The sequence below is a fragment of the Terracoccus sp. 273MFTsu3.1 genome (assembly GCF_000383675.1).
Classification (GTDB): Bacteria; Actinomycetota; Actinomycetes; order Actinomycetales; family Dermatophilaceae; genus Terrabacter.
Map to the genome: position 1 here is coordinate 749,750 of NZ_KB911821.1, position 20,687 is coordinate 770,436.

Annotated in this window: 30 protein-coding genes; 7 read left to right on the forward strand and 23 right to left on the reverse strand. The window is 70.7% G+C overall.

Annotated elements, in window-relative coordinates; translation table 11 throughout:
- Positions 1-139 precede the first annotated feature (139 nt).
- Both rpmJ and infA read right to left on the reverse strand, forming a co-directional pair.
- Positions 140-253: a 50S ribosomal protein L36 gene (rpmJ, locus tag H283_RS0109090; protein ID WP_006592630.1), complete on the reverse strand. Its 114-nt coding sequence runs from the start codon at positions 251-253 to the stop codon at positions 140-142.
- Positions 254-407: 154 nt separating this feature from the next.
- Positions 408-629 (reverse strand): translation initiation factor IF-1, encoded by a 222-nt coding sequence (infA, locus tag H283_RS0109095; RefSeq protein WP_013493543.1) that lies wholly within the window; start codon positions 627-629, stop codon positions 408-410.
- 257 nt (positions 630-886) lie between these two features.
- Between infA and H283_RS24530 the strand changes: the two genes are divergently transcribed.
- The 5 genes from H283_RS24530 to H283_RS24540 all read left to right on the forward strand — a co-directional run bounded on the left by H283_RS24530 (position 887) and on the right by H283_RS24540 (position 6,062).
- On the forward strand, positions 887-2,209 hold the full coding sequence (locus H283_RS24530) for a sensor histidine kinase (protein WP_020143210.1): 1,323 nt from the start codon (positions 887-889) through the stop codon (positions 2,207-2,209).
- Between the two features lie 8 nt (positions 2,210-2,217).
- Positions 2,218-2,859: a response regulator transcription factor gene (locus H283_RS0109105; protein WP_043648974.1), complete on the forward strand. Its 642-nt coding sequence runs from the start codon at positions 2,218-2,220 to the stop codon at positions 2,857-2,859.
- A 127-nt stretch (positions 2,860-2,986) separates the two neighbouring features.
- Positions 2,987-4,171, forward strand: coding sequence for an alanine racemase (gene alr, locus H283_RS0109110; RefSeq protein WP_020143212.1), 1,185 nt, complete (start codon positions 2,987-2,989; stop codon positions 4,169-4,171).
- Positions 4,168-5,268, forward strand: a complete 1,101-nt coding sequence (locus H283_RS24535; protein WP_020143213.1) for a hypothetical protein — start codon at positions 4,168-4,170, stop codon at positions 5,266-5,268. The genes alr and H283_RS24535 overlap by 4 nt, the downstream gene beginning before the upstream one ends.
- Positions 5,265-6,062, forward strand: coding sequence for a M15 family metallopeptidase (locus H283_RS24540; protein ID WP_020143214.1), 798 nt, complete (start codon positions 5,265-5,267; stop codon positions 6,060-6,062). Before H283_RS24535 ends, H283_RS24540 begins: the two co-directional genes overlap by 4 nt.
- On the opposite strand, the gene H283_RS0109125 is transcribed toward H283_RS24540, so the two are convergent.
- Positions 6,031-6,375, reverse strand: coding sequence for an iron chaperone (locus H283_RS0109125; protein WP_020143215.1), 345 nt, complete (start codon positions 6,373-6,375; stop codon positions 6,031-6,033). The two genes, H283_RS24540 and H283_RS0109125, sit on opposite strands and share 32 nt — an antisense overlap.
- A 120-nt stretch (positions 6,376-6,495) precedes the next feature.
- Between H283_RS0109125 and H283_RS0109130 the strand changes: the two genes are divergently transcribed.
- Both H283_RS0109130 and H283_RS0109135 read left to right on the forward strand, forming a co-directional pair.
- On the forward strand, positions 6,496-6,717 hold the full coding sequence (locus H283_RS0109130; RefSeq protein WP_028785451.1) for a hypothetical protein: 222 nt from the start codon (positions 6,496-6,498) through the stop codon (positions 6,715-6,717).
- A 128-nt stretch (positions 6,718-6,845) separates the two neighbouring features.
- Positions 6,846-7,493 (forward strand): hypothetical protein, encoded by a 648-nt coding sequence (locus tag H283_RS0109135; protein ID WP_043648981.1) that lies wholly within the window; start codon positions 6,846-6,848, stop codon positions 7,491-7,493.
- Positions 7,494-7,531: 38 nt separating this feature from the next.
- Here H283_RS0109135 and H283_RS0109140 read toward each other — a convergent pair whose 3' ends face one another.
- The 20 genes from H283_RS0109140 to rplP all read right to left on the reverse strand — a co-directional run bounded on the left by H283_RS0109140 (position 7,532) and on the right by rplP (position 20,687).
- Positions 7,532-8,410, reverse strand: a complete 879-nt coding sequence (locus H283_RS0109140) for a hypothetical protein (RefSeq protein ID WP_020143218.1) — start codon at positions 8,408-8,410, stop codon at positions 7,532-7,534.
- Complete coding sequence (locus tag H283_RS0109145; RefSeq protein ID WP_020143219.1) at positions 8,407-8,901, reverse strand: sigma-70 family RNA polymerase sigma factor; 495 nt, start codon at positions 8,899-8,901, stop codon at positions 8,407-8,409. The genes H283_RS0109140 and H283_RS0109145 overlap by 4 nt, the downstream gene beginning before the upstream one ends.
- A 96-nt stretch (positions 8,902-8,997) precedes the next feature.
- The gene (locus tag H283_RS0109150) at positions 8,998-10,413 is read right to left on the reverse strand and encodes a DHA2 family efflux MFS transporter permease subunit (RefSeq protein ID WP_081633831.1); all 1,416 of its coding nucleotides are present in this window, start codon (positions 10,411-10,413) and stop codon (positions 8,998-9,000) included.
- 310 nt (positions 10,414-10,723) lie between these two features.
- Positions 10,724-12,157 (reverse strand): serine hydrolase domain-containing protein, encoded by a 1,434-nt coding sequence (locus tag H283_RS24545; protein WP_020143221.1) that lies wholly within the window; start codon positions 12,155-12,157, stop codon positions 10,724-10,726.
- 63 nt (positions 12,158-12,220) lie between these two features.
- Positions 12,221-13,075: a type I methionyl aminopeptidase gene (gene map / locus H283_RS0109160; RefSeq protein ID WP_020143222.1), complete on the reverse strand. Its 855-nt coding sequence runs from the start codon at positions 13,073-13,075 to the stop codon at positions 12,221-12,223.
- Between the two features lie 63 nt (positions 13,076-13,138).
- Entirely contained in the window at positions 13,139-13,708 is a 570-nt protein-coding gene (locus tag H283_RS0109165) for an adenylate kinase (protein ID WP_020143223.1), read from the reverse strand.
- Positions 13,708-15,030 (reverse strand): preprotein translocase subunit SecY, encoded by a 1,323-nt coding sequence (gene secY, locus H283_RS0109170; protein WP_020143224.1) that lies wholly within the window; start codon positions 15,028-15,030, stop codon positions 13,708-13,710. The genes H283_RS0109165 and secY overlap by 1 nt, the downstream gene beginning before the upstream one ends.
- Before the next feature lie 179 nt (positions 15,031-15,209).
- A complete protein-coding gene (rplO, locus tag H283_RS0109175) occupies positions 15,210-15,686 on the reverse strand; it encodes a 50S ribosomal protein L15 (protein ID WP_020143225.1) in 477 nt (158 codons plus the stop codon).
- A gap of 2 nt (positions 15,687-15,688) precedes the next feature.
- On the reverse strand, positions 15,689-15,871 hold the full coding sequence (gene rpmD, locus H283_RS0109180; protein WP_020143226.1) for a 50S ribosomal protein L30: 183 nt from the start codon (positions 15,869-15,871) through the stop codon (positions 15,689-15,691).
- A complete protein-coding gene (gene rpsE, locus H283_RS0109185; protein ID WP_020143227.1) occupies positions 15,871-16,527 on the reverse strand; it encodes a 30S ribosomal protein S5 in 657 nt (218 codons plus the stop codon). The genes rpmD and rpsE overlap by 1 nt, the downstream gene beginning before the upstream one ends.
- A gap of 40 nt (positions 16,528-16,567) precedes the next feature.
- Positions 16,568-16,942, reverse strand: coding sequence for a 50S ribosomal protein L18 (gene rplR / locus H283_RS0109190; RefSeq protein ID WP_020143228.1), 375 nt, complete (start codon positions 16,940-16,942; stop codon positions 16,568-16,570).
- Positions 16,943-16,945: 3 nt separating this feature from the next.
- Positions 16,946-17,482: a 50S ribosomal protein L6 gene (rplF, locus tag H283_RS0109195; protein ID WP_028785452.1), complete on the reverse strand. Its 537-nt coding sequence runs from the start codon at positions 17,480-17,482 to the stop codon at positions 16,946-16,948.
- A gap of 12 nt (positions 17,483-17,494) precedes the next feature.
- Entirely contained in the window at positions 17,495-17,893 is a 399-nt protein-coding gene (rpsH, locus tag H283_RS0109200; protein ID WP_020143230.1) for a 30S ribosomal protein S8, read from the reverse strand.
- 133 nt (positions 17,894-18,026) lie between these two features.
- A complete protein-coding gene (locus H283_RS0109205) occupies positions 18,027-18,212 on the reverse strand; it encodes a type Z 30S ribosomal protein S14 (RefSeq protein WP_020143231.1) in 186 nt (61 codons plus the stop codon).
- Position 18,213: 1 nt separating this feature from the next.
- Positions 18,214-18,774 (reverse strand): 50S ribosomal protein L5, encoded by a 561-nt coding sequence (rplE, locus tag H283_RS0109210; RefSeq protein WP_020143232.1) that lies wholly within the window; start codon positions 18,772-18,774, stop codon positions 18,214-18,216.
- A 2-nt stretch (positions 18,775-18,776) separates the two neighbouring features.
- Positions 18,777-19,157, reverse strand: a complete 381-nt coding sequence (gene rplX / locus H283_RS0109215; RefSeq protein ID WP_034771676.1) for a 50S ribosomal protein L24 — start codon at positions 19,155-19,157, stop codon at positions 18,777-18,779.
- A gap of 2 nt (positions 19,158-19,159) precedes the next feature.
- On the reverse strand, positions 19,160-19,528 hold the full coding sequence (rplN, locus tag H283_RS0109220) for a 50S ribosomal protein L14 (protein WP_020143234.1): 369 nt from the start codon (positions 19,526-19,528) through the stop codon (positions 19,160-19,162).
- Positions 19,529-19,603: 75 nt separating this feature from the next.
- A complete protein-coding gene (rpsQ, locus tag H283_RS0109225; RefSeq protein ID WP_020143235.1) occupies positions 19,604-19,894 on the reverse strand; it encodes a 30S ribosomal protein S17 in 291 nt (96 codons plus the stop codon).
- Positions 19,891-20,268 (reverse strand): 50S ribosomal protein L29, encoded by a 378-nt coding sequence (gene rpmC / locus H283_RS0109230; RefSeq protein ID WP_020143236.1) that lies wholly within the window; start codon positions 20,266-20,268, stop codon positions 19,891-19,893. The genes rpsQ and rpmC overlap by 4 nt, the downstream gene beginning before the upstream one ends.
- Positions 20,268-20,687: a 50S ribosomal protein L16 gene (rplP, locus tag H283_RS0109235; protein ID WP_020143237.1), complete on the reverse strand. Its 420-nt coding sequence runs from the start codon at positions 20,685-20,687 to the stop codon at positions 20,268-20,270. Before rplP ends, rpmC begins: the two co-directional genes overlap by 1 nt.

The window sequence follows — 20,687 nt, forward strand, 5'->3', positions numbered from 1 at the left end:
GCCACCGGTCCCCGGCCTCCGTGCCGGGGGTGACGTCCTGCGCCGACACGACGGTCGGTCATCAGGGGCCGGGTGCTGCTTTCATTCACTTGTCTTGCGTGCTGTCGAAGTTCTGTCGACGGCGAGGTGGTGCTTCTGCTCAGCCCTGGCGCTGCTTGTGGCGCAGGTTCTCGCAGATCACCATGACCCGACCGTTGCGGCGGATCACCTTGCACTTGTCGCAGATCTTCTTGACGCTCGGCTGAACCTTCATCTGCCTGCTGTCTTCAGATCGCGCGCCTGCCACCGCGGGCCCCGGAGGGCACGTGACGATCAGGTGCTTGGTTGTGTAATCGGGAGTTGGTGCTGTGCACTCGTCCCGGCCCGACGTGCCCGCTCTCACGGACGGTCGCGGCCGACCCTGGTGCTCAGCGGTAGCGGAAGACGATCCGACCGCGGGTCAGGTCATAGGGCGAGAGCTCGACCACCACACGGTCCTCCGGGAGGATCCTGATGTAGTGCTGTCGCATCTTGCCCGAGATGTGTGCGAGCACCTTGTGACCGTTGGAGAGCTCCACCCGGAACATCGCGTTCGGGAGAGCCTCGACGATCGTGCCCTCGATCTCGATGACACCGTCCTTCTTGGCCATATCCTCCGTCTATCTGTTGGTGGCCGACCCGGACTGAACCGGCCTTTGGGACGTGCCTGGGTGCCGCGCTCGTCGCACAGCGAGAACTCAGGCGCCGAGGCACACGACACCCAACGCACAAGACTACGCCACGCGGGCCCGTTCCCCGAAATCGTGGCCGCGGCCGACCACCTGGCCGGAAGGCCCCGCGCCCGGACCCGGGGAGGGTCCTCCCACGGGAGGATCCCGTATGCCGTCGCCTTGGGTAGCGTGCTCGCGTGACCGTCCGGCCCGCACCCCAGGCTCCCACTGCGCCGGCCGCACCCGGCGGGGCGGCACGGCCGCTCGTCGACCGCGTCGGGGCGATCATCGCCCTGCTCTACTTCGTCGCGTCGATCACGGTCGCCGCGGGGCTGGGCCGCAGCGCCTGGTGGGTCAACGTGCGGGACCAGCCCGCGGTCCTCGGCTACGTCGGCATCGGGCTCGGCGCCCTCGCCCTGCTCCTGCTCCCCCGCTTCCCGCGCGCGACGTTCGCCGCGTGCGGCGTGCTCGCCTACCTGCTGTACGCCGTCGGTGCCATGGTCGGGCTGCCGACGGTGCTCATGGCACTGGTCGCGCTCTTCGGCGTCACCCTCTGGACCGACCGGCGCGGCGGCCTGTGGGCCCTCGCGGCGGCGCTGGGCTCGATCGGCGTCGCCACCGTGCTGCTCCTCCTCCGCTTCGGCTACCTCCTGCCACCGCTCGAGACCTTCCTGTCCGACCGGGTCGCCGTCTTCCTCTTCAACAGTGCCGCCGTCGTCGTGCTCACCTGGGCCGTGGCCGACCAGGTCCGCGCGGCCCGGGAGCGCGCCGCGCTCCAGCACGAGTCCGCGTCGCACGCCGCCGACGCGGCCGCCCACGAACAGGCCGAGCGCGCTGCAGTGAGCCGCGCTGACGGGCTGGCGGACCGGCAGAGGATAGCCCGCGAGATGCACGACGTCGTGGCGCACGGACTCTCGGTCATGATCGTGCAGGCGGACGGTGCGCGCTTCGCGGCCGCCTCCGACCCGGACGCCGCGACGACCGCGCTCGCGACGATCGCCGCGACGGGGCGGGCCTCGCTGGCCGAGATGCGGCGGCTGCTGGGCGTGCTCCGCGACGACACGGCCGGCATCCCGGAGGCGCCGCAGCCCGGACTGGCCGACATCGAGACGCTCGTGGCCGGCCTCACCGCGGGAGGGAGGATCGTGCACCTGCGCCAGGAGGGCGAGCTGGTGACCCACGACGCGAGCGAGGGCGACGCCGCGACCGGGCTGACGGCATACCGGATCGTCCTGGAGGCCCTGACGAACGTCATGAAGCACGCCGGCGACGACGCGACGGCCTGGGTCAGCGTGACCGTCGGACCGAGCCGTGTCGTCGTCGAGGTCGTCGACGACGGCGTCGGCGGGGGCCACGTCGACGGTGGCGCGGGCCACGGGCTGCGCGGCATGGCCGAGCGGGTCGAGGTGCTGGGCGGCTCTCTCGTCACCGGACCCGATCCTCGTGGGGGCTACCGGGTCGTGGCGACGCTGCCGCGACTCGCGGCCGGGGCGACCCGACCCATCGAGGTCACGCCGTGATCCGCGTCATGATCGTCGACGACCAGGCGCTCGTGCGAGCGGGCTTCGCCATGCTCGTGCGGTCGCAGCCCGACCTCGTCGTGGTGGCGGAGTGCGCCGACGGCCAGCAGTGCCTCGACACCCTCTCGACGCTGCCGGTGGACGTCGTCCTCATGGACGTCCGTATGCCACGGATGGACGGCATCGAGGCCACCCGCCTGATCGTCGAACGCGACTGCGCCACAAGAGTTCTCGTGCTGACGACGTTCGACCTGGACGAGTACGCCTTCACGGCCCTGCGTGCCGGAGCCTCCGGCTTCCTCCTCAAGGACGCGCCACCCGAGGACCTCCTTGCGGCGATCCGCACGGTGCACGCCGGCGACGCCGTCATCGCGCCCTCGACCACGCGACGCCTCGTCGAGACGTACGTCCGGAGCGCTCCCGTGGCGCCGGCGCTCCTCGACCGCACGACGGCCCTGACCGACCGTGAGCGCGAGGTCTGGGTGGCCATCGCCAACGGCCTGACGAACTCCGAGATCGCCGAGGCGCTCTTCGTCTCCGAGACGACGGTCAAGACGCACGTCGGCCACATCCTCGCCAAGACCGGCGTCCGCGACCGCGTCGCGCTCGTCGTGCTGGCCTACCAGACGGGCGCCGTGGCGCTGTCCTGAGCCGAACGACGGTCGAGGCCACAGCCGCGTCTCCACCCGCGCCGCGCCGCGCTCCTCCCGGGGGAGGACGCCGAGCTCGGTCCGCGGCCCGATGCGGGCCGCGGGGTCGCGCTCCTAGCGTCGAGTCATGATCGAGACAGACCCTCGGGCCACGGTCGCGCTCGCACCTCCGGCGTCCACCTCGCTGGCAGGCGAGCTCGCGGAGGCCGTCGTCGACCACGGGGCCCTCGCGGCGAACGTCCGCACCCTCCGCGCGGCCGCAGGCACCCGGCTCATGGCCGTCGTCAAGGCCGACGCCTTCGGGCACGGCGCCGTGCCGGTCGCCCGCACCTGCCTCGCCGCCGGTGCGTCCTGGCTCGGGGTGACCCGCGTCGCCGAGGCGCTCGAGCTGCGTCGGGCCGGCATCACGGCTCCGGTCCTCGCGTGGCTCTTCGAGCCGGCCCGGACCGAGGAGGCGGTCGTCGCAGACGTGGACCTGTCCGTGAGCAGCCCCGGCGACCTCGCCGCGGTCGCCCGCGCGACGGGACGTGCCCGCCTCCACCTCAAGCTCGACACCGGCCTGCACCGCAGCGGCTGCCCGGGCGAGGACTGGGCCCGGCTCGTGGCCGCCGCCGCAGCGCTGGAGTCGGCCGGACGGGTCCGGGTCGTCGGTCTGTGGTCCCACCTGTCGCACGGCGGCGACCCGGACGCGGTCGCGACCCACCGCCAGCTGCTCATGTTCCGCGTCGGCATCGACCTCGCGCGTGCCGCCGGACTGCGCCCCGAGGTCGTGCACCTCGCGAACACCGCTGCGGTGCAGGCCGACCCACGCCACACGGCATACGACCTCGTCCGGGTCGGAGCCGGGATCTACGGGATCGGCGACGGGCTGCGCCCCGCTCTGACCCTGCGCACCCGGGTCGTGCAGGTCCGCCGTGTCGCGTCGGGTCGCGGGGTCGGCTACGAACACGTCGGCCGCACGACGCGCGACACCCATCTGGCGCTCGTCCCGCTCGGCTACGCCGACGGGTTGCCACGAGCCGCGACGGGCCGGGCAAGCGTGTGGGTCGGCGGGCGACGGGCCCCGCTCATCGGCCGGGTCAGCATGGACCAGGTCGTGGTCGACGTGGGCGCGGAGCCGGTCCCGGTCGGCGCCGAGGTGCTCGTCCTCGGAGCGGGTGACCGCGGCGAGCCGACCGCTCGCGACTGGGCGGCCTGGGCCGGCACGAACGAGCACGAGATCTACACGGGCATCGGCGCACGCGTCGAGCGCCGGCACGTCGGGGGCGTCACGGGCATCCAGAGGCCCGGCGTCGGAACAGAGGAACGATGAGGGTCGCGGTCATCCACGGAGGCACGAGCACCGAGCACGACGTGTCCGTCGCGAGCGGCGAGGGGATCGTCGCCGGCCTGCGCAGCGCCGGCCACGACGTCGTTCCCGTGCTCGTCGAGCGGTCGGGCGAGTGGCGGACCGGCAGCGGCTCGGGCGTCCTGCACGCCGCCGAGACGCTGCTGGGCTGTGACGTGGCGGTGCCCGCGCTGCACGGGGTCGTCGGCGAGGACGGCACCGTCCAGGGGTTCCTCGAGATCCTCGGCGTGCCCTACGTCGGCTCGCCCGTCGCGGCGAGCGCCGTCTGCCTGGACAAGCAGCTGACCAAGCTCGTCGTGGCCGCGGCCGGGGTGCCCGTCGCACCGGGCCTGCTCGTCCCCTCCGAGCAGGCGGTCGCCGCGACGCGATCGGCCGAGGAGCTCGAACGGCTCGTCGACGACGTGACCGCGGCTGGCCTGCTCGGCGCGCTCTTCGTCAAGCCGGCGCACGGCGGGTCGAGCATGGGGGTCACCCGGATCGACGTCGTCGTCGACCACGCGGACGGCGGGGGGCCAGGGGCTCTCGCGACCTCGCTGTCGAGGGCTCTGTCGACAGCCCTGTCGACCGCACTGGAGGGCGGACCGGACGCCGTGGTCGTCGAGGCGGAGGTTGTCGGGCTCGAGGTCGACGTGCCGGTGCTCGAGCTGCCCGACGGGCAGGTGCGGTGCGGCCCGGCGCTGCTCGTCGAGAGCGACCCCGACGAGCCGTTCTTCACCGAGACCGCCAAGTACGCCAGTGCCGGGACGCGGTTCACCGTGCCCGCCGGGCTCCCCGTGGAGCAGACCCGACGCCTCGAGCGGCTCGCGACCACGGCCTACCGGGCCCTCGGGTGCCGGGGCCTCGCCCGCGTCGACTTCCTCGTCGGGCCGGACGGGCCCGTGCTCAACGAGGTCAACACCTTCCCGGGCTTCACGCCTGCCTCGCAGTTCCCGCGGATGTGGGCCGCCGCGGGACTGACCTACCCCGAGCTCGTCGACGTCCTCGTGCGCACCGCGGCAGGACGGCCGGCCGCAGCGACCGGCCATGCGGTGGACGCGACGCGCGGCGTGGTCGTCGGATGAGTGCGTCGCCGAGCACCGTCACGCCGGCCCGGTCCACGGGTCCGGTGCTGCTCGCCGACCCGAGGGTCAGCGGCATCCCCGTCGTCGAGGACGGCTCCCCTCTCGTCGACCTCGCCGCACTCGGGCTTCAGGTCAGGCGTCTGCCACCGGCACCGCCGCCCGGTCTCGGTCTGACGTCGACACCGACTGATGCGGTCCCGGGGGCACGGCCCGGATCGCACGGGCTGGTCCGGCGCACGCTGGCCGAGCGCCTCGCGGAGGCGGAGGCCCTGCTCCCCGACGGCCTGCGCCTGCTCGTCGTCGAGGGGCTGCGACCCCTGGCGACTCAGCGGATGATCCACTCGGCGTACCGAGCCCGTCTCGCGACCGAGCGACCAGGCATCGACGCGCACGTGCTCGACCGGCTCGCGAGCAGGTTCGTCGCCCCACCGGCCACGGCGCCACACGTCAGCGGCGCGGCCGTCGACCTGACGCTCGCCGACGGCGACGGCCGGCCCCTCGACCTCGGCTGTCCCGTCGACGCGACCCCGGAGGAGAGCGGCGGGGCGTGCTACTTCGACGCCCCCGGCCTCGACGACGAGGCGCGCCACCTGCGGCGCGTGCTCGCCGGCGCCCTGGGACCGGCGGGCCTCGTGAACTACCCGACCGAGTGGTGGCACTGGTCGTTCGGGGACCGCTACTGGGCCCATGTCACGGGTAGCCCCTTCGCGGTCCACGGTCCGGTGGCTGCCCCCGACCACGTCACGGACGCTGCCCCGAGCCTCAGCCCTCGAGCTCGGCCCGGCGGAGCGTGACGACCCGCTCGATGACCTCGTCGGGGATCGGCTGGTCGACGCTGAAACGGATCGTGCCCTTGCTCAGGGAGTGCCCCGCCAGGTCGGGCGCGACGGACTCGACGACAGCGGGGCTGAACGGGAAGACCGAGAGGTGCTTGGCCGCCGCGGTGATCCCCAGGAGCGGACGGCCGGCGAGACGCAGGGCCGGCATGCCGTAGCTCGTCCCCTCGTCAGCGTCGGGCGCCACCCTCCGGGCGACGTCGACCACGTGCTGCAGGGCTGCGCGCTGGTCCGGCTCGAGACCGACGAGGTAGTCACCGATGGTTCCCACCCGGCCATCGTGGCACCACCGCGGTTGCCGCGGGCCTGTTCGACGCACCTGCTCCCCCGGGTATGGGTGGACGACCCCTCCACGGCCGTCGTCACGACGACCCCTCCACGAAAGGCCATCATGAGCGCTCGCACCCGTACGCGCACCCGGACCTCGACGATCGTCGTGCTCCTCTGGCTCCTCATCGGCGTCTTCGCCGCCTTCCAGCGCGGCTACCTCGGCTCGGCGGACCCGAGCTGCAGCCGGCTGGCCACGACGGCCGTCACGATCGTGGCCGGCCCGCTCAACTACGTCGGCCTCGACCCGCGCATCGGCTGCTCGACCCCCCAGCCCTCGAACTAGGCCGTGAGCGAGGCGGGTGGGCGCGGCATACTGGCCGGGTGACCGAGCCCGGCGCTGACGCCCCCGTCCCACCCGCCACCTCCACGCCGTCGGAGGCCCCGGCCACGTCGCCCGAGAGCACTGGTCGCGTGACGGCCCCCTCGGAGGCCGAGAGCGTCGAGGACTACTTCGCGCGCATCGCGGCCGCGGCCGGCGACGACGGCCGCCTTCCCGTCGCCGTCGAGGAGATGCCCGGCTGGGATATCTACCCCTACGAGATCGAGGGCCTGCGCCTCAAGCCGGTGCAGCCCCCGGCCGACGAGGAGCCGCCCCGGCGCGGCGAGCTCGCCGCCGACTGCTGGTGTGCCGACGGCTTCGGGGACACCGACGACCGGCTCGTCTGGTCGAACGCCCGCTGGCGCCTCACGTTCTCCGTCGACACCGGCCTGCCGGTGATGCTCATGCTCATGCCCCTCGCGCACCACGACCTGCCCTCCCTGCCGGGCGACCTCGCCGCCGAGATGGGACAGCTCGTCGTGGCGGTCTCCGACGCCGTCGAGCACGTACCGAGCGTCGGCCGGGTCCAGCTGGCGAAGTACGGCGACGGCGGGGCGCACCTGCACCTGTTCTTCCTCGGCCGTCCCGCGCGCATGCTCCAGTTCCGCGGGTCACCCCTCATCGACTGGGAGGAGAACCTCCCCCGGGTCCCCCTCGACGTGCTCCGGACGAATGCGCGCGTGGTCGCCGAGCGGATGGTCGTCCACGTCGGTGGCACCACCGGAGCACTCGGCCGCTAGCCCGACAGCGGCGCGACCGGCTGCACGAGGGCACCGGGTCAGAGGCCGGACGGCCATCCGGGCCCGTTGGCGGCGGGCCAGGCGGGCGGGTCGGCCACGTGGGCGAACACGAGGCGCGGGTCGGTCGCCACCCCCGCGAGCTCGGCGTCCGTCACCCCGTGGGCGGTGGTCTCGGTGCCGCTCCCCCGGTGCGCCGTCGCGGTCACGACGGTCGCGTCGGCGGTGCGCCAGAACGTGGCTGTGGTCCGGAGCCCGTCGTGGGACAGCACCAGCGTCCCTCCGTCCTTCCGGGTCACGACGCAGGACGTCGCCCCCTCGGCAGAGCGCCCGGGAGTGAGCGTCACCGACCCGTCGGGGGCGATGTCTCCTGTCCTCAGGCGCGTGCCGGTGCCGTCGACCACCCGGACGGATGGGTCACAGACCGGCGGCCCGGCCGGCGCGTCGGTCGGCCGCTGGGACATCAGCACGGTGAGGGTGTCGTCGCCGGCGACGCGGTAGTGCGCCTGCCACTCGGTGGCCCTCGACGCCTCGGTGTCGGGCAGGGGGGTCGAACGGGTCCAGTCACTCGCGTAGATGCCGGTGGCGCGACCCGGGCGCGCCACGTGGTCGGCGACGACCTGCGCCAGGGTCTCGTCGACCGTCGTGCCCGGAACCCAGTCCGTGGCCGACGACGCCACCCCGGCTGCCGCGGGGGTCGACGTCGCCGGAGGATGGAGGGCACCGGTCCCCACGACGCCGACCATCGCGACGACGGCGACCCCGGTCACGCCCGACGCCACCGCCGCGCGCCTTCGCCCGGCTCGCCGGCGGCGGCCGCCCACGAGCGTCGCGTGGAGGTCCGGTGCGCCGAGCACGTCGGTGGTCGCCCGGTCGAGGCGGTTCCTCAGCTCTTCCTCGATGGTGCTGTGCAGGGTCATGCGCGCGCTCCTTCGCTGCTCGTCAACACGGTCTCCAGGCGTGACAGCGCCCGCGCGGCCTGGCTCTTGACGGTGCCCTCGGGCAGGTCGAGCACGCGGGCCACCTCGGCGACGGACAGGTCGTCGAGGTAGCGCAGGACGACGACGGCTCGGTGCTTCGCCGAGAGCTGGGCGAGGGCCGCCATCAGCTCGGGGTCCACACGCTCCCGGACGTCCGCGGCCCGGTCGGGGACCTCGGCGACGAGAGGCTCTCGCCGCGCCTTGCGGGCCGCGGTGTAGCAGGAGTTGACGAGGGCCCGTCGGGCATAGGCGTCGCGGGTCTCGTCGTGGATCCGCGGCCAGTGGACGTAGAGCTGGGTGAACGTCGACTGCGCCGCGTCCTCCGCCGCTGCCCAACTGCCGAGGATGGCGTACGCCGTCCTCATGAACGCCCGCTGCCGCGCCGCGTAGTACGCGCAGTAGTCGCTCTCCCACACGGGCTGTCGCCCCATCGTCGTCCTCCCTCGCCGGCTGCTGTCGTGGTGGATACCCACCAGCGCCCGGTTCGGTTCCGTCCGCGACCCGTCGACCGCCGACCAGGCCCGCCCTCAGTGCGCGTGGCTCGCGGGCCGCTCGAAGAAGAGCACGGCGACGACGCCGATGAGCAGGGCCGCAGCGGGCAGCAGCATCGACTCGGCCATCGCATCGGCAAAGCCGCTCGCGACCTGCGCCGGCATCGTCGCCCCCGACCCCTGCAGCCCGCTGAGCTGTCCGGAGACGCCGGGCAGGTCGGCGGCGAGGCGGGCCTCGATGAGGGCCGCGATGGCCGCGCTGCCGAGGACGGCGCCGACCTGGCGGGTCGTGTTGTAGACGCCCGACCCGGCACCGGCCGACGACAGCGGCAGGTTGCGGGTGGCGGTCGCGCCGAGCGGACCCCACATGAAGGCGTTGCCGACGCCCATGAGAGCCATGGGCAGGAGCAGCACCCACGTCTCGGTCTCCGGGTGCATGACGAGGGCAAGCCAGAGCAGTGACAGTGCCGTGAGGCCGATCCCGGCCGCGGTGATGCCGCGCGGGTGGACCCGGTCGGCGAGCCGGCCGGAGACGGGAGCGAGTCCGCCCGAGATGACGGCCATCGGCGCGAGCAGGAGCGCCGAGGCGGTCGGCGACATCCCACGCACCGCCTGGGCGTAGAGCATGAGGGGGAAGGCCATCGCCGTGATGGAGAACCCGATGGTGGTGATCGCGACGTTGGCGAGCGAGAAGTTGCGGTCGTCGAAGAGCCGCAGGGGCAACAGCGGCTCGCGGGTGTTGTGCGCCTGCCACCAGATGAAGACGCCGAGCACGAGCAGGCCGACGCCGATGATGAGCGGCACGGAGACGAACCCGGAGATGGTGCCCCAGTCGTAGGTCTCGCCCTCCTGGACGCCGAACACGACGAGGAACATCCCGACCGCCGACAGCGCGACGCCGATCCAGTCGAAGCTGTGGCTGTGCGTCTCGAGCCGCGGCACGAGACGGGCGGCGAGCGCGAACGCGACGACGCCGACGGGCACGTTGATGAAGAAGATCCACTCCCATCCGGGACCGTCCACGAGCAGTCCACCGACGACGGGACCGACGAGGATCGCCACGCCTGCCGTGGCGCCCCACAGCGCCATGGCCTGACCACGGGAGGCCGCCGGGAACGTGCGGGTGATGACGGCCATCGTCTGGGGCGTCAGCATCGAGGCGCCGAGTCCCTGCACGACGCGGGCGACGATGAGCCCGGTGATGGTGCCGGTGAGCCCGCACCACAGCGAGGCGAGGGTGAAGACCGTCAGCCCCACGAGGTAGAGGTTCTTCGGTCCGTAGCGGTCGCCGAGCCGGCCCGTGATGAGCAGCGGCGTGGCGTAGGCGAGCAGGTAGGCGCTCGTGACCCAGATGACGCTGTTGACGTCGGTGTCCAGTCCCCTGAGGATCGCGGGCGTCGCCACCGACACGATGGTCGAGTCGACGAGGATCATGAAGAAGCCGATGACCATCGCCCAGAGGGCCGGCCACGGGTTGTGCCCGTCGGGCACCCCGCCCAGCGGCGCCACGCGGGCGGTGGCCGGGGCCGTCACCTCTCCTGTCGCGTCGCGTCCGGTCACGTCGGTGGTGCTGTCCTCGCCGGCCACGGTGGCCCCCCTTCCGCTGCCTGACGCAGCACCTCTGATTGTCCACCCGGGCACCGACAGCCGTCAGGCTCCCGTCCAGGGTCCGTCCGCGCCCCGCGTCGCGGCGGCCGGCGACCGCCACCGGTCCCACGAGGGGCCAGGACGCCCGACCGGCCCACGACAGGACGGCCCCGCCTCAGGCGTACGACCAGCGCGTCGCCAGCCACAGCGGGTCGTAGCCGGTGAGCGGCACCATCCGCCACGTCAGGTCGGCGTCGGCGCTGCGGAGACGGGCCTCGATGCGGAAGCGGTGGGGCGTCTCGATCACGACGACCTCGGCGCGGAAGGTGTCCTCGTCGACCCAGCCGCCGCTCGAGACGACGGGCAGGGTCGCTCCCCCGGCCACCAGCTCGCCCTCGCGCCACAGACCACGGCCCACCGGCACGCGCAGCCACTCACCCCGCCGACTGAGTCCGAGCACGACGTCGGGCCCGTCGCGGGTCACGGAGACCGCGGTGTAGTCCTTCGACAGGTCCGAGCCGTCGGACCGGTTGAACTCGGCGTACTCCGGCCCGAGAGCGTCGCCGGACATGGCGGGGATCTCGAGACCGGCGAGCCGCTCGGCCAGGGCGCGGTCGGCGTCAGCGGAACCGCTCCCGCCGATGGCCGGCACGACGTGGGCCCACAGCCCGTCGAGGGTGGACTGCATGCGCGACTGCTCCGCGGTGATCGCCACGACCGTGCCGTGCTCGGGCAGGACGATGAGGAACTGGCCGTAGGCACCGTCGCCGCGGAAGCCGTGGCGCTGCATCCAGAACGAGTAGCCGTAGCCGCGGCGCCAGTCCTCGTCGGCGCCGGGGTCCTCGCTGACCGGCCCGAAGCCGCGAGTCGCCTCGGCGACCCACGCCTCGGACAGCAGCTGCCGCCCCTCCCACCGGCCGCGGTCGAGGTAGAGCTGGGCGATGGAGGCGATGGCCTCGGTGGTCAGGTGCGACCCGGTGAACCCGAGCTCGCGCCCGAGCGGGTCGCGGTGCCAGGGGATGTCGGGCAGACCCAGGGGCGCGAGCAGCCGCGGGCGCAGCATCTCGGCCACGCCGACCCCGGCGACACGCCGCACGATGACGGCGAGCAGATAGGTCGCCACCTGGTTGTACGCGAAGACCGTTCCCGGGCGCCGGGTCGGCCGGGTCGCGAAGACGCGCGGGACCCAGTCGTCCCCGTCGCCGCCCTCGCTGCCGCCCAGCCGGTCGAAGACGTGTGCCCAGGCGTCCTCCTCGTGCCCCACGGTCATCGACAGACAGTGGGCGATCCGCACGTCCTCCCAGCCGTCGGCCACCAGGGCGCGGTCGAGCTCGGGGAAGTGGTCGAGGACGCGGTCGTCGAGCGACAGGCGGCCCTCCTGGACGAGGAAGCCGACGGCCGTGGCCGTCACCGTCTTCGAGAGGGAGTACGCGAGATGGACGCGGCTCGCGGCATACGGCCTCCACCAGCCCTCCGCGACGACGTGTCCGTGACGCACGACCATGAGGCTGTGCAGCCCGAGGTTGTCACGCTCGGCGGCGTCGACGAACGCATGGATGCCGGCGGCGTCGACGCCCTGCGCCGACGGGGTGCTGCGGGGAAGGCTCACGAGCGTGAGGCTACGCGTCCGCAGGCCGCGGGTGGGCCGGTGACGGCCCCGAGTCGCGCGCGGTCAGGCGGTGACGTCGAGGGGGGCGTATGCCGCCCCGGCAGCCGCGAGCGCAGCCTGGCCACCGTCGACGGCCGTGAGGATCCACAGGCCGTCCTCGCGGACGGCGACCGAGTGCTCCCAGTGCGCGGCCCGGGTGCCGTCGACCGTCACGACGGTCCAGTCGTCGGCGAGCACCTTGGTGTCGATGCCGCCGAGGGTGACCATCGGCTCGATGGCGCCGGTGAAGCCGTCGACGAGCTTGGGTCCCGTCTCGCGCACCGCGTAGTTCGGGATCTGGGGGTCCATGTGCATCTGGGTGCCGATGCCGTGGCCGACGTACTCGTCGATGACGCCGTAGGTGCGACCGTCGCGCTCGGCGGCGGCCTCGATGCTCGCCTCGACGGCGTCACCGACGGCATAGAGACGACCGCCGACCTGCATCGCGGCGATCCCGGCGTAGAGGCTGGCCTCGGTGGCGTCGATGAGGGCGAGGTCCTCGGGGCGACCCGCCTCGCGCCCGCCGACGACCGCGGTGAAGGCCGCGTCGCCGTTCCAGCCCTTGACCTCGGCGCCGCAGTCGACCGAGACGATGTCGCCGGCCTCGAGGACGCGCGGGCCCGGGATGCCGTGGACGACCTCGTCGTTGACGCTCGTGCACAGCGTGTGGCTGTAGCCCGGGACGAGCTGGAAGTTGGGGATGCCGCCGTTGCTGCGGATGAACTCCTCCGCGAGACGGTCCAGCTCGAGCGTCGTCAGACCCGGACGCAGCTCGCTGGCGAGCAGCTCGAGCGTGCGCCCGACGAGCAGGCCCGCCTCACGCATGAGGCGGAGCTGCTCGTCGGTGCGGCCCTGGAGCCGGTTCCGGCGTCCGAACATCGGTGGTCCTTCTCGGTGACGACACCAGGACGACGCCCTGACGGCGACGTCGCTGCGGTGTGCTCAGGCGTGCTGCGGCAGGGCCGCGATGACACGGTCGGTGACGTCGTCGACAGCACCCATGCCGTCGACCTTGACGAGCAGTCCGGCGACCTCGTAGTGCTCCGCGAGGGGCGCGGTCTCCTTGCGGTAGATCGCCTGGCGCTCGCGGATGACGTCCTCGGTGTCGTCGGCGCGACCCTCGGTCTCGGCGCGCTTGAGCAGACGCTCGACGATGGCGTCCTCGTCGACCTCGAGCTCGAGGACCGCGTCGAGCGCGTGGCCGTGCCGCGCCAGCATCTCGTCGAGCGCGTCGACCTGGCCCGCGGTGCGCGGGTAGCCGTCGAGGAGGAAGCCGTGGGTGGCGTCGTCCCAGGTGAGCCGGTCCTCGACGATCTCGTTGGTGATGTCGTCGGAGACGTAGCCACCCGACGTGATGATCTCGTGGACCTTGACGCCGAGCGGGGTCTGGTCCTTGATGTTGGCGCGGAAGATGTCGCCGGTCGAGATGGCCGGGATGCCCAGGCGCTCGGCGATCCGGGCGGCCTGCGTGCCCTTACCGGCGCCGGGCGGGCCGAGGATGATCAGTCGCATTAACGGAGGAACCCTTCGTAGTGACGCTGCTGCAGCTGCGCCTCGATCTGCTTCACCGTCTCCAGGCCCACACCGACGACGATGAGGATCGACGTGCCACCGAACGGGAAGTTCTGGTTGGCGCCGACGAGGACGAGGGCCACGAGCGGGATGAGCGAGACGATGGCGAGGTAGATGGCACCCGGCACGGTGATTCGGGTCAGGACGTAGTTGAGGTACTCGGCCGTGGGTCGCCCGGCCCGGATACCCGGGATGAAGCCGCCGTACTTCTTCATGTTGTCCGCGACCTCGGTCGGGTTGAACGTGATGGACACGTAGAAGAACGTGAAGAAGAGGATGAGCGCGACGTAGGTCGCCATGTAGAAGGGGTGGTCGCCCTTGACGAGGTTCTCCTGGACCCACGAGACCCAGCCCGGGTTGTTGCCGTCGGCGCGGGTGTTGAACTGCGCGATGAGGCCCGGGAGGGCGAGCAGGGAGCTGGCGAAGATGACCGGGATGACGCCCGCCATGTTGACCTTGAGCGGGATGTACGTGGACGTGCCGCCGTACATCCGGCGTCCGACCATCCGCTTGGCGTACTGCACCGGGATGCGGCGCTGGGACTGCTCGACGAAGACCACCGCGGCGATGACGAAGACACCGAGGATGAGGATGCCGAGGAAGGTGCCCCAGCCCTTGTTCTCCTTGATGGCCCAGAGCGAGGCGGGGAAGCCGGCGGCGATCGAGGTGAAGATCATCAGGGACATGCCGTTGCCGACGCCCTTGTCGGTGATGAGCTCGCCGAACCACATGATGAGGCCGGTGCCGGCCGTCATCGTCAGGACCATGATGAGAATCGTGACCATCGACTGGTCGGTCATGATCGTGTCGCAGGAGCCGCCGAAGAGGCTGGACGGGTTGCGCGCGAAGGTGACGAGGGTCGCCGACTGGAGGATCGCGAGACCGATCGTCAGGTATCGGGTGTACTGCGTCAGCTTGCTCTGCCCCGACTGGCCCTCTTCCTTGAGCGCCTCGAAGCGCGGGATGACGACCGTGAGCAGCTGGATGATGATGCTGGCCGTGATGTACGGCATGATCCCGAGCGCGAACACCGACAGCTGCAGCAGCGCACCGCCGCTGAAGAGGTTGGCCAGGTTCAGGAAGCCGCTCTGGTCGCCGCTCTGACCCTTGCTGGCCTCCAGGCAGTTCTGCACGAGGCTGTAGCTGATGCCCGGCGTCGGCACGTGCGATCCGAGCCGGAACAGCACGATGATGCCGAGCGTGAAGAGCAGCTTCTTGCGCAGGTCCGGGGTACGGAACGCGCGGGCGAAGGCGGCGAGCACTGGGTCCTCCTGGGGGGCCGCGCGGTGGCGCGGCGTAAGTCATGCAATCCGTGGAAGGTTAACGCAAAGGCGCAACGCCCCGGGCTCCCCACCGCGGTGGCCGACGTCACGTCGGCTCGCGGGTCGGGCGCCCGGGGCGCTGCTCACACGAGATGTGTGGTGGTCACTCGAGCCTGGTCTCAGCCGGCGAGGGCCGTGACCGTGCCGCCGGCGGCCTCGATCTTCTCCTTGGCGGACGCCGAGAACTTGTGTGCCTCGACCTCGACCTTGACGGAGATCTCGCCCGTGCCGAGCACCTTCACCGGGAAGCCGTCACGGACGGCACCCTTGGCGACGAGGTCGGCGACGGACACCTGACCACCCTCCGGGAAGAGCAGCTGCAGGCGGTCCAGGTTAACGACCTGGTACTCCGTGCGGAACGGGTTCTTGAATCCGCGGAGCTTCGGGAGGCGCATGTGCATCGGCATCGAGCCGCCCTCGAAACGCTCCGGGACCTGGTAACGGGCCTTCGTGCCCTTGGTACCACGACCGGCGGTCTTGCCCTTGGAGCCCTCACCACGACCGACGCGGGTCTTGGCGGTCTTGGCTCCGGGGGCCGGACGCAGGTGGTGGACCTTGAGGGCGGACTCGCCCGACTTCTTGGCGTTGTCGGCCATGGTCAGTCAACCTCCTCGACGGACACGAGGTGCGTGACCGTCTTGACCATCCCGCGGATCTCGGGACGGTCCTCCTTGACGACGACGTCGCCAATGCGCTTCAGACCGAGGCTGCGCAGCGTGTCACGCTGGTTCTGCTTGCCACCGATCTCGGAACGGGTCTGGGTCACCTTGAGACGAGCCATCACGCACCAGCCTTCGCAGCCTGGGCCTCGGCCATACCGGCGGCACGGGCCTTGAGCATGGCCGCCGGAGCGACCTCCTCGAGGGTCTTGCCACGACGGGCAGCGACCGACTCGGGGCGCTCGAGCTCGCGCAGGGCCTGGGCCGTGGCGTGCACGATGTTGATGGCGTTGTCGGAGCCCAGCGACTTGCTGAGGACGTCGTGGACGCCGGCGCACTCGAGCACCGCACGCACCGGGCCACCGGCGATGACACCGGTACCGGGGGCGGCGGGGCGGAGCATGACGACACCTGCGGCGGCCTCACCCTGGACGGGGTGCGGGATGGTGCCCTGGATGCGCGGGACCTTGAAGAAGTTCTTCTTGGCCTCCTCGACACCCTTGGCGATGGCCGCGGGAACTTCCTTGGCCTTGCCGTAGCCGACACCCACCGTGCCGTCACCGTCACCGACGACGACGAGGGCGGTGAAGCTGAAGCGACGACCACCCTTGACGACCTTGGCGACACGGTTGATGGTCACGACGCGCTCGACGTACTGGTTCTTGTCGTCACGGCTGTCGCGGTTGTCGCGGCCGCCGCGGTTGTCACGGCGGTCTCCGCGCTCGGTGCGCTCGCCGCCACCGGCGGGGCCGGTGCCTCGACGCTGCTGTCCGGGCATCAGATGTTCCTCATCTCAACAATTGCGTTCACGAAGTTGCTCACAGGGTCAGACCGCCTTCGCGGGCGCCCTCGGCGATCGCCGCGACACGGCCGTGGTACTTGTTGCCACCACGGTCGAACACGACGGCCTCGACACCGGCGTCCTTGGCACGGGCGGCCACGAGCTCGCCGACCTTCTTGGCCTTGGCGGTCTTGTCACCGTCGAAGGAGCGCAGGTCGGCCTCCATCGTCGAGGCCGAGGCCACGGTCTTGCCGACGGTGTCGTCGACGACCTGGACGAAGAGGTGACGGCTCGAGCGCGACACGACGAGGCGGGGACGGGCCGCGGTGCCGGCAATCTTCTTGCGACCGCGAACCTGGCGACGGATGCGGGCGGCAGCCTTGGACTTACCGCGCTTGATGATCATTGCCATGGCTTACTTACCGGCCTTTCCAACCTTGCGACGGATCTGCTCGCCCGCGTAGCGAACGCCCTTGCCCTTGTACGGGTCGGGCTTGCGCAGCTTGCGGATGTTCGCCGCGACCTCACCGACGAGCTGCTTGTCGATGCCCTGCACCGAGAAGCGGGTCGGGTTCTCGACGGCGAAGCTGATGCCGGCGGGAGCCTGGATGAGGATCGGGTGCGAGTATCCGAGCGAGAACTCGAGGTCCGAGCCCTTCGCGGCGACACGGTAACCCGTGCCGTGGATCTCCATCTTCTTCTCGTAGCCCTCGGTGACACCGAGGACCATGTTGTTGATGAGCGACCGGGTCAGGCCGTGGCGCGAGCGCGAGTCGCGCTCGTCGTTGGGGCGCTTGACCTCGAGGTTGCCCTCGCCCAGCTCGACCGTGATCGGCTGCACGACAGTCAGGGAGAGCTCACCCTTGGGGCCCTTGACGATGACGTCCTGGCCCTCGACCTTGACGTCCACACCCGAGGGGATGGAGACCGGAAGTCGTCCGATTCGCGACATGTCAGTGTCTCCTTACCAGACGTAGGCGAGGACTTCCCCACCCACGCCCTTCTCGTGTGCCTGGCGGTCGGTCAGCAGACCGTTCGACGTCGACAGGATCGCGACGCCGAGGCCACCGAGAACCTTGGGCAGGTTCGTCGACTTGGCGTAGACGCGCAGACCGGGCTTGCTCACGCGACGCACGCCGGCGATGGAGCGCTCGCGGTTCGGGCCGTACTTGAGGTCGATGGTCAGCGTCTGGCCGACCTCGGCCTCCTCGATCTTCCACGAGGCGATGTAGCCCTCGCTCTGGAGGATCTCGGCGATGTTCTTCTTCAGCTTCGAGTACGGCATGGAGACGACGTCGTGGTGCGCCGAGTTGGCGTTCCGGACGCGGGTCAGCATGTCCGCAATCGGGTCAGTCATGGTCATGTGGGCTCTCCGCCCTTCCTCACCGGGGTTTCGACCGGGGCTATCTGCCCGGCGACGGCTGGGCCGTCGTGTGGCCGACCTACGGTGTCAGAGGTGTGTTGGTCTTGGGGTTGCTCTGGGCTCGGGGAGCCGATTACCAGGAGCTCTTGGTCACGCCCGGCAGCTCGCCCGCGTGAGCCATCTCGCGAAGGCAGATGCGGCAGAGGCCGAACTTGCGGTACACCGAGTGCGGGCGACCGCACTTCTGGCAACGGGTGTACGCGCGGACCTTGAACTTCGGCTTCCGGTTCGCCTTGTTAACGAGCGCGGTCTTGGCCATGTCAGTTCTCCTTGAAGGGGAAGCCGAGCTGCTTGAGCAGCGCGCGACCCTCGTCATCGTTGGTCGCCGTGGTGACCACGGTGATGTCCATGCCTCGCACGCGGTCGATCCGGTCCTGGTCGATCTCGTGGAACATCGACTGCTCGGTCAGGCCGAACGTGTAGTTGCCGTTGCCGTCGAACTGCTTCGGCGAGAGGCCGCGGAAGTCACGGATGCGCGGGAGGGCGATCGTCACGAGACGGTCGAGGAACTCCCACATGCGGTCACCGCGAAGCGTCGTGTGGGCGCCGATGGGCATGCCCTCACGCAGCTTGAACTGGGCGATCGACTTGCGAGCCTTCGTCACGATCGGCTTCTGACCGGTGATGGCGGTGAGGTCACGGACGGCACCCTCGATGAGCTTGCTGTCCTTGGCCGCGTCGCCGACACCCATGTTGACGACGACCTTGACGACGCCGGGAACCTGCATGACGTTGGCGTAGCCGAACTGCTCGAGCATCGAGCTCTTGATCTCGTCCTGGTAGCGCTGCTGAAGGCGCGGCTTGGTGCTGGTGTCAGTCATTCTCAGAGGTCCTTGTCCGACTTGACCGCGACACGGACGCGGGACGCCTTCTGACGGCCATTGCGCTCGACGGTCTCGACACGCGTCTTGACGCGGGTCGGCTTCTTCGACTCGGGGTCGACGATCGCCACGTTGCTCACGTGGATCGCGGCCTCGGTGTGCGTCAGGCCACCGGTGCGCGTGCCACGGGCGGTCGCGCCGGCCTTGACGTGCTTGGTGACGCGGTTGATGCCCTCGACCAGCACACGCTGGGTCTCGGGGTAGACAGCGATGACCTTGCCCTGCTTGCCCCGGTCGCCGCCGTTCTTCTGGCTGCGGCCGGAGATGACCTGGACGAGGTCACCCTTCTTGATCTTCATCTTGGTGATGGTGGTCTTCGCCATGTTCACAGCACCTCCGGCGCGAGCGAGATGATCTTCATGAACTTCTTCTCGCGCAGCTCGCGGCCCACCGGGCCGAAGATGCGGGTACCACGAGGGTCACCGTCGGCCTTGAGGATCACCGCAGCGTTCTCGTCGAACTTGATGTAGGAACCGTCGGCGCGGCGACGCTCCTTGACGGTGCGGACGATGACGGCCTTGACGACGTCACCCTTCTTCACGTTGCCGCCAGGGATCGCGTCCTTGACGGTGGCGACGATGGTGTCGCCGATGCCGGCGTAGCGACGGCCCGAGCCGCCGAGAACACGGATGCAAAGGATTTCCTTGGCACCGGTGTTGTCGGCGACGCGCAGCCGCGACTCCTGCTGAATCACTGTCTAACTCCTGTCGTCGTGCTGGTTCTCACCGGTTGCCCGGATGAGCCTTGCCGAACGGAAATGGGGGGTGGCTTACTTGGCCTTCTCGAGGATCTCGACAATGCGCCAGTGCTTCGTCGCGGAGAGCGGACGCGTCTCCATGATGAGCACGCGGTCGCCCACGCCGGCCTCGTTCTGCTCGTCGTGCGCCTTGACCTTGCTGGTGCGGCGGATGACCTTGCTGTAGAGCGCGTGCTTGACGCGGTCCTCGACCTCGACGACGACGGTCTTGTCCATCTTGTCGCTCACCACGTAGCCCTGACGGGTCTTGCGGTAGTTGCGCTCACTCGCCTGGTCGCTCACGACCTTCTCCTGCTCGCTCATGCGTCAGCCTCCTGCGCCTTGTCAGCCTTCTTGGCCTTCTTCTCGGCCTTGTCAGCCTTCTCGGGCTTGTCAGCCTTGTCGGCCTTCTTGTCGGCCTTGGCAGCCTTCTTCTCGACCTTCTCGGCCTTCTCCGGCGCCTTGGGGGCGGCGGGGGCCGAGCCGATGCCGAGCTCGCGCTCACGCATCTCGGTGTAGATGCGCGCGATGTCCTTCTTGACGGCGCGCAGACGGCCGTGGTTGTCCAGCTGGCCGGTGGCCGACTGGAAACGCAGGTTGAACAGTTCTTCCTTGGCCTTCTTCAGCTCGTCCGCCAGCTTCGTGTCGTCCAGACCACGCAGCTGCTCGGGAGCCAGGTCCTTGGTTCCGACTGCCATCAGATGTCACCACCCTCACGCTGAACGAAGCGGCACTTCATGGGGAGCTTGTGCATCGCGAGACGCATGGCCTCACGCGCCACCGGCTCCGCCACGCCCGAGATCTCGAACATGACGCGACCCGGCTTGACGTTGGCGATCCACCACTCCGGCGAACCCTTACCGGAACCCATGCGGGTCTCGGCGGGCTTCTTGGTGAGCGGACGGTCGGGGTAGATGTTGATCCACACCTTGCCGCCACGCTTCATGTAGCGGGTCATCGCGATACGAGCGGACTCGATCTGACGGTTGGTCACGTAGGCCGGCTCGAGAGCCTGGATGCCGTAGTCACCGAAGGCGATCGTCGTGCCACCCTTCGCCGCACCGTGGCGGTTCGGGTGGTGCTGCTTGCGGTGCTTGACTCGACGGGGAATCAACAT

Coding starts and splice junctions, on each gene's coding strand:
- rpmJ (WP_006592630.1), bottom strand. CDS start 253: ATGAAGGTTCAGCCGAGCGTCAAGAAGATCTGCGACAAGTGCAAGGTG.
- infA (WP_013493543.1), bottom strand. CDS start 629: ATGGCCAAGAAGGACGGTGTCATCGAGATCGAGGGCACGATCGTCGAG.
- H283_RS0109105 (WP_043648974.1), top strand. CDS start 2,218: ATGATCGTCGACGACCAGGCGCTCGTGCGAGCGGGCTTCGCCATGCTC.
- alr (WP_020143212.1), top strand. CDS start 2,987: ATGATCGAGACAGACCCTCGGGCCACGGTCGCGCTCGCACCTCCGGCG.
- H283_RS24535 (WP_020143213.1), top strand. CDS start 4,168: ATGAGGGTCGCGGTCATCCACGGAGGCACGAGCACCGAGCACGACGTG.
- H283_RS24540 (WP_020143214.1), top strand. CDS start 5,265: ATGAGTGCGTCGCCGAGCACCGTCACGCCGGCCCGGTCCACGGGTCCG.
- H283_RS0109130 (WP_028785451.1), top strand. CDS start 6,496: ATGAGCGCTCGCACCCGTACGCGCACCCGGACCTCGACGATCGTCGTG.
- H283_RS0109140 (WP_020143218.1), bottom strand. CDS start 8,410: ATGACCCTGCACAGCACCATCGAGGAAGAGCTGAGGAACCGCCTCGAC.
- H283_RS0109145 (WP_020143219.1), bottom strand. CDS start 8,901: ATGGGGCGACAGCCCGTGTGGGAGAGCGACTACTGCGCGTACTACGCG.
- H283_RS0109150 (WP_081633831.1), bottom strand. CDS start 10,413: ATGGTCATCGGCTTCTTCATGATCCTCGTCGACTCGACCATCGTGTCG.
- map (WP_020143222.1), bottom strand. CDS start 13,075: ATGTTCGGACGCCGGAACCGGCTCCAGGGCCGCACCGACGAGCAGCTC.
- H283_RS0109165 (WP_020143223.1), bottom strand. CDS start 13,708: ATGCGACTGATCATCCTCGGCCCGCCCGGCGCCGGTAAGGGCACGCAG.
- rplO (WP_020143225.1), bottom strand. CDS start 15,686: ATGGCCGACAACGCCAAGAAGTCGGGCGAGTCCGCCCTCAAGGTCCAC.
- rpmD (WP_020143226.1), bottom strand. CDS start 15,871: ATGGCTCGTCTCAAGGTGACCCAGACCCGTTCCGAGATCGGTGGCAAG.
- rpsE (WP_020143227.1), bottom strand. CDS start 16,527: ATGCCCGGACAGCAGCGTCGAGGCACCGGCCCCGCCGGTGGCGGCGAG.
- rplR (WP_020143228.1), bottom strand. CDS start 16,942: ATGGCAATGATCATCAAGCGCGGTAAGTCCAAGGCTGCCGCCCGCATC.
- rplF (WP_028785452.1), bottom strand. CDS start 17,482: ATGTCGCGAATCGGACGACTTCCGGTCTCCATCCCCTCGGGTGTGGAC.
- rpsH (WP_020143230.1), bottom strand. CDS start 17,893: ATGACCATGACTGACCCGATTGCGGACATGCTGACCCGCGTCCGGAAC.
- H283_RS0109205 (WP_020143231.1), bottom strand. CDS start 18,212: ATGGCCAAGACCGCGCTCGTTAACAAGGCGAACCGGAAGCCGAAGTTC.
- rplE (WP_020143232.1), bottom strand. CDS start 18,774: ATGACTGACACCAGCACCAAGCCGCGCCTTCAGCAGCGCTACCAGGAC.
- rplX (WP_034771676.1), bottom strand. CDS start 19,157: ATGGCGAAGACCACCATCACCAAGATGAAGATCAAGAAGGGTGACCTC.
- rpsQ (WP_020143235.1), bottom strand. CDS start 19,894: ATGAGCGAGCAGGAGAAGGTCGTGAGCGACCAGGCGAGTGAGCGCAAC.
- rpmC (WP_020143236.1), bottom strand. CDS start 20,268: ATGGCAGTCGGAACCAAGGACCTGGCTCCCGAGCAGCTGCGTGGTCTG.
- rplP (WP_020143237.1), bottom strand. CDS start 20,687: ATGTTGATTCCCCGTCGAGTCAAGCACCGCAAGCAGCACCACCCGAAC.